Annotated in this window: 5 protein-coding genes; all 5 read right to left on the bottom strand. The window is 39.7% G+C overall.

Annotated features, from left to right (window positions below; all coding sequences use genetic code 11):
* Positions 1-171 precede the first annotated feature (171 nt).
* Complete coding sequence (gene lpdA, locus FHR85_RS13465) at positions 172-1581, bottom strand: dihydrolipoyl dehydrogenase (protein WP_167264153.1); 1410 nt, start codon at positions 1579-1581, stop codon at positions 172-174.
* Positions 1582-1585: 4 nt separating this feature from the next.
* Positions 1586-2896, bottom strand: coding sequence for a 2-oxo acid dehydrogenase subunit E2 (locus FHR85_RS13460; protein ID WP_167264151.1), 1311 nt, complete (start codon positions 2894-2896; stop codon positions 1586-1588).
* 27 nt (positions 2897-2923) lie between these two features.
* Positions 2924-3901 carry an alpha-ketoacid dehydrogenase subunit beta gene (locus FHR85_RS13455; protein ID WP_167264149.1) on the bottom strand — a complete coding sequence of 326 codons (978 nt, stop codon included), beginning with the start codon at positions 3899-3901 and terminating at the stop codon, positions 2924-2926.
* A 3-nt stretch (positions 3902-3904) separates the two neighbouring features.
* Complete coding sequence (gene pdhA, locus FHR85_RS13450) at positions 3905-4948, bottom strand: pyruvate dehydrogenase (acetyl-transferring) E1 component subunit alpha (RefSeq protein ID WP_167264158.1); 1044 nt, start codon at positions 4946-4948, stop codon at positions 3905-3907.
* A gap of 481 nt (positions 4949-5429) precedes the next feature.
* A complete protein-coding gene (locus FHR85_RS13445) occupies positions 5430-6101 on the bottom strand; it encodes a YkyA family protein (RefSeq protein ID WP_167264147.1) in 672 nt (223 codons plus the stop codon).
* Positions 6102-6112: the final 11 nt, after the last annotated feature.

Below are 6112 nucleotides of genomic sequence, written 5' to 3'. Positions count from 1 at the left end.
AGCATCCACCGTAAGCGGATCACATGATGCCAACGGCCACCATCAAACCTTCACGCTAAATTGTGTATCTACCCCAACAAATATTTTAGAGCCATTTAATAAGTGATTAGAACATACAAAAACCCGCAAAATGTATATTAACATTTTGCGGGTTTAATCAATGAATTGAGTTTATTTTGTGATATGAATTGGCATACCCATTGCTAGGTCTGCTGCTTCCATAACTGTTTCACCTAATGTCGGGTGAGCATGAATGGTTAACGCTAAGTCTTCAGCTGTCATTCCAGCTTCAACTGCTAAACCAATTTCTGCGATTAAGTCACTTGCATTTGGTCCAGCCACTTGGCCACCAATTACAAGACCATCCGATTGACGTGTAATAAGCTTCACAAAACCTTCAGAGTCATTTAGTGATAATGCACGGCCGTTAGCACCGAATGGGAATTTCGAAGCGTCAACTTCAAATCCAGCTTCTTTCGCGCTATCTTCCGAATGACCAACGCTTGCTAATTCTGGGTCACTAAAGACAACCGCTGGAATTCCAAGATAGTCGATCTCAGATTTCTCACCACTGATTGCTTCAGCTGCAATCTTACCTTCATAAGAAGCTTTGTGTGCAAGTGGAGGTCCCTCAACAATATCACCAATCGCATAGATATTATCTAAGCTAGTACGACATTGTTTGTCGATTTTGATTACACCATTATCGTCCATCTCAACGCCCATTTCATCTAGACCAATTTCATCAGTGTTTGGACGACGACCGACTGTTACTAATAGATAGTCAGCTTCTACCGTTTTTTCTTCACCTTTTTCTTCATACGTTACTTTAACACCATTATCTGTTTCTTCAACACCTTGTGCCATCGCTTTTGTCACGACATCGACGCCCTTCTTCTTAAGACGTTTCTTCACAAGTTGTGTCATGCCTTTTTCAAAGCCACCCAGGATATCTTCTGTACCTTCAAGAATAGTCACTTCTGTACCAAAGCTAGCGTATGCACCACCAAGCTCAGTACCAATGTAACCACCACCGATCACAACCATTTTCTCTGGAATTTCTTCTAATTCAAGTGCTCCTGTTGAATCTAGAACACGGTCAGAGTATGGGAATGGCTTAAGTTCTACTGGACGAGAACCTGTTGCTATAATCGCATTTTTGAACTTATACGTCTGAGATTGTTTGTCGTCCATGATCTTCGCTGTATTCTGATCAACAAAGTAAACTTCACCTTTAACAATATCTGCTTTGTTGGACTTAAGTAAGCCTTCAACACCGCCAGTCAATTTGTTAACGACTTCGCCTTTCCACTCTTGTACTTTTGAGAAGTCAACAGATACGTTTTCAGCTGTAATCCCCATATCTTCAGAATCATTTGCTTGCTCATAACGGTGACCCGCTGAGATAAGTGCTTTAGACGGCACACAACCAACGTTTAAACAAACGCCACCTAAATTACCTTTATCAACAATTGTGACACTCTGACCCATTTGAGCAGCGCGAATTGCTGCTACATATCCACCTGGGCCTGCCCCTACGACTAACGTATCGACCTCTACTGGGAAATCTCCTACTACCATAAATCTACGCCTCCATCATAATTAATTGTGGATCTTCTAATAATCGCTTCACATGGTTCATCGCGTGTTGCGCTGTTGCACCATCAATAATACGGTGGTCAAAGCTTAATGATATCGCTAAGACTGGTGCTGCAACCACTTCACCGTCACGGACAACTGGTTCTTCACTAATGCGACCAATACCTAGAATCGCGACTTCTGGATGGTTAATAACTGGTGTGAACCACTTACCACCTGCTGAACCAATATTCGTAATCGATGTTGATGCACCTTTCATCTCTTCTGAAGCTAGTTTACCATCACGAGCTTTCGTTGCCAACTCGTTGATTTCATCAGAGATACTGAAGATCGACTTACGATCAGCGTCTTTTACAACTGGTACGAGTAGGCCTTTATCTGTATCGGCTGCGATACCAATGTTGTAATAATGTTTTTGAATTAATTCATCTGTATCATCATCAAATGACGTGTTAAGCACTGGATATTTCTTAATAGTTGAAACTAATGCTTTAACCACATAAGGTAGATAAGTTAATTTAATATCTTGTTCTGCCGCAACTTCTTTAAATTTCTTACGATGATTAACTAGTTCTGTTACATCAACATCATCCATTAATGTTACGTGCGGAGCAGTCTGTTTTGATTTAACCATTGCTTTAGCAATTGATTTACGGATGCCACTAATTTTCTCACGTGTCTCAGGATATTGACCTTCAAGTGCTGGTTCTTGCTTACTACTAGCAGCTGGCTGATCATCACTTGTATCAGCAGCATCAGCAGCCTCTGCAGGTTGATCTCCACTTAAGAAGGTATCAATATCTTCTTTTAAAATACGACCATTTTTGCCTGATCCTTGTACTTTTTGAATGTTCACTTCATTTTCACGGGCATACTTACGAACAGATGGCATCGCAATAACACGTTCGCCTTCATCATCTGAAACTTCACGATCTTGTGTTGTGCTCTCTTTAGATTCAGACTTCTCTTCTTTCTGTTCGTCTTTTTCTTCTTTTTCTTCTTTTTGATCTTCAGCGTCATCTGATTCACTTTCATCATCAGACCCTTGATCCTCATATCCTTCAGCATCAATCGTAACGATTACTTGTCCAACCGTTGCGACCTCTCCTTCATCAACATGAACGTCGCTAACTGTTCCTTCAACGGGTGATGGAATTTCAACAACGGCTTTATCGTTTTGCACTTCGCAAAGCACGTCGTCTTCCTGGATTTCATCACCTGCTTTAATAAACCACTTGGCTATCTCACCTTCATGGATTCCTTCACCAATATCTGGTAATTTAAATTCAAAGGCCACTATGATACCCTCCTGTCTTTGACTTCATTAAAAGTTGATTGATTGTTTTGCTTTCTCAACAATATCGTTATGATTTGGTAACCATACTTCTTCTGCTTCAGAAAATGGATAAACTGTATCCGGTGCAGTAACTCGTAATACAGGTGCTTCTAAATGCAAGATTGCTCTTTCTTGAATTTCTGAAACAACGCTTGCTGCAATACCCGCTTGACGCTGAGCCTCTTGAATTACGACAGCACGATTCGTTTTCTCAACCGATTCAATAATCGTGTCGTAATCAACCGGGCTAACGGTCCGTAAGTCAATCACTTCAGCTTCAATACCATCTTCTTTTAACTCTTCTGCTGCTTTAAGCGCCGCGTGAACCATCGCGCCATAAGCGACAAATGTAATGTCACTACCTTCTTTTTTTACATTTGCTTTACCTAAATCAACCGTATACTCTTCTTCCGGAACTTCTTCACGGAATGAACGATAAAGTTTCATATGTTCTAAGAAAATAACTGGATCATTTTCACGAATTGATTGAATTAATAATCCTTTTGCATCGTATGGGTTTGACGGGATGACAACACGTAAACCTGGTTGTTGCGCCATCAGTCCTTCTAAACTGTCAGCGTGCAATTCTGGCGTATGAACACCACCACCAAAAGGTGAACGAATTGTGATTGGGGCATGCCAGCGACCACCTGAACGGTAACGTAGACGAGCAGCTTGTCCACTCACAGCATCCATTGCTTCAAATACAAAGCCGAAGAATTGAATTTCAGGAACTGGACGTAAACCTTGTGTTGACATACCAACGGATAAGCCAATAATTCCTGATTCAGCTAACGGCGTATCAAAGACACGATCTTCTCCGAATTCTTCTTGAAGCCCTTCTGTTGCACGGAAAACACCACCGTTTTGGCCGACGTCTTCACCGAACACAAGGACGTCTTCATCATTTTTAAGCTCTGTTTGTAAAGCGTTAGTGATTGCTTGAATCATCGTCATTTGTGCCATGGCTTACTTCGACTCCTTTTCTTTATATTCTTCCATTTGTCTTTCTAAATTTTGTGGAAGTCTATCGTACATAATTGACATTAAGTCCGTTACTTTTTGCTTATCTTGCTGGTCAGCATCTTTAATTGCTGCTTTGATTTCTTCTTTTGCTGTTTCAATGATTTCATTTTCTTTCTCTTCAGACCATAAATCTTTAGACTCTAAATATTTACGGAAACGTACAAGTGGATCACGTTTTTCCCACTCGTCGTCCATATCATCTGTACGATAACGCGTTGGATCGTCACCAGCCATTGTATGTGGACCGTAACGATAAGTCATCGTTTCAATCATTGTTGGACCATCACCATTAATAGCGCGTTCACGTGCTTCTTTAACGACTTGATATACAGCTAGTACGTCCATACCATCAACTAAGAAGCCGGGAACACCAGCAGCCGCTGCCTTTTGAGCAATAGTGTCTGCTGCAGACTGCTTTTCAACTGGCACAGAGATGGCAAATTGGTTATTTTGCACAACAAAAATAGCTGGTGCTTGGTAAGCTCCTGCAAAGTTAACACCTTCATAGAAATCACCTTGCGAAGCACCACCATCGCCAGTATAAGTTACTGCGACATTTTGTTTTCCAGTACGCTTCATACCTAATGCCACTCCTGCAGCTTGAGTGATTTGCGCACCAATGATAATTTGCGGGCTTAACGCATTCACGTCTTCTGGCATTTGGTTACCGTGATAATGGCCACGGGAAAATAAAAATGCTTGATACAATGGTAGTCCGTGGAAAATTAATTGAGGAACATCACGATAAGCTGGAAGCAAGAAATCCTCTTTCTCCATTGCAAAGTGACTTCCTAATTGTGATGCCTCCTGACCAGCAGTAGGTGCATAGAAACCTAATCGACCTTGACGGTTCAATGCAATCGAACGTTGGTCTAACACACGTGTGTAAACCATACGGCGCATTAATTCAACAAGATCATCATCTGATAAATCAGGGAGGTTGTCTTCATCTACAATTTGACCATTTTCATCTAAAATTTGAATCATTTCGAACTGTTCTTCGATACCTTCAAGTGGACTTTTAAAACTCACGTAGGTCACCTCTTCCTTTCATCTTAAAAATTTTTGTTATGGAATGATTTAACGTCCTAATTTAATGAATACCTATCCTTTTTATATGTACCCATAATCGATTAACGTTAATCATAAAAAACTGTTATAACATTTTGCTAGAATGAATTAGTACAACATCCATCTATTAAGTAGTTTATCCTAAAAGAATATTTTTCGTCAAACACTTTTGATTATGCATGGTGATAAACAATTTTAAGAAATACTATTCAACTCAAAAACTGAAACTGTTACAGCAAATTGTCATATCTGTATTATAACAGAAAACCCATTAAGAAAGCGTTTTCTTAACCCAGTCAATATCAACTTGAGCGAGACTTGGTATTCCTTGTATTTGAAACCTATTTGGATATAAAAAAGCACACGTATTAATACGTGTGCTCTGTCCTACAACAACCTACTCAGATTCGCCATTTCCACCTTCAAATTCTACATTTAGGTCAACTGTTTCATAAAATTCTCGTTTAAGGTCATTAAAGCTTTCTGTCTTGTCATTAAATGTTTGTTGAGCCGAAGTGATATCATCGTAACTTGAGTTGATCTCATCTACTTGTTCGTCTAAAGCTTCTTGCTCCAAGTCTTCATTTGCCAACATGTTATATAGCTCTTGATCTAAATCCAATGATTTATTATAAGCATCATAAACATTTTGGAATGCTTCATAACGTTCGTTCATAGTGGTTACCATATTATTCGCTACTTCTTGTGCTTCCTCATCCAAGTTTTCTATTGACTCTTCAACTTGATCAAATTCTTCTTTTGCCGCATCAATACTCGTTTTTTCTTGTTCAATCAATTCTCTGCGTTCTTCTAAAAGGGCTTGCGCTTCTTCAACCGTGCCTTGAATCTCATCTAATTCATTCATGTTAACTTCGATTAACTCATTATATAATTCTTGTTCCTGTTGTTCTACATCTACTAGTTCCTCTTGTGCGTCGTGAAACCCTGATTCTTCTTCGACAGAAGCCTCTAGATGATTATAGATGTCTTCTGCTGCTTGATTGGAATTGCAAGCGACTAGAAACGTCGTGATCGTAATCATTATAAACAATAAGCTAAGTTTTTTCATCTCGTCATTCC

The organism is Alkalibacillus almallahensis, assembly GCF_011761495.1.
GTDB lineage: Bacteria > Bacillota > Bacilli > Bacillales > Alkalibacillaceae > Alkalibacillus > Alkalibacillus almallahensis.
The sequence above is the reverse complement of the archived record's forward strand: the minus strand, read 5'-3'. Positions and strand labels throughout refer to the sequence as shown.